This is a genomic window from Bradyrhizobium sp. Kon37, from assembly GCF_055807535.1.
Map to the genome: position 1 here is coordinate 1 of NZ_JBVVOY010000155.1, position 404 is coordinate 404.

Sequence of the window (404 nt, forward strand, 5' to 3'; positions counted from 1 at the left end):
CAAGTAGATACACTACATATATCTACAATAGACATCGAGCCGGAAGGTGATGTTTACTTTCCTGAAATCCCCAGCAATTTTAGGCCAGTTTTTACCCAAGACTTCGCCTCTAACATAAATTATAGTTACCAAATCTGGCAAAAGGGTTAACAAGTGGCAGCAACGGATTCGCAAACCTGTCACGCCTTTTGTGCCAAAAGCCGCGCCAGGTTTGCGATCCGCTGTGCCAGGCGTTAGGCGTCATATGAAGATTTCGGTGATCCCTGAGCAGGTGGCGGAAACATTGGATGCTGAGAACCATTTCATTGTTCGTGAAGTGTTCGATGTGCACCTATCCGACCAAGGCTTTGAACTATCTACCAGAAGTGTGAGCCCCTACCGGAAGGATTACATCTCGGATGATG

At 46.8% G+C, this 404-nt stretch carries 1 pseudogene; it reads left to right on the plus strand.

Annotation, left to right across the window (positions count from 1 at the left end):
* Positions 1-150: pseudogene (locus AC0L3J_RS37565) on the plus strand (DfrA family trimethoprim-resistant dihydrofolate reductase); the annotation flags it as partial.
* Between the last annotated feature and the right edge of the window lie 254 nt (positions 151-404).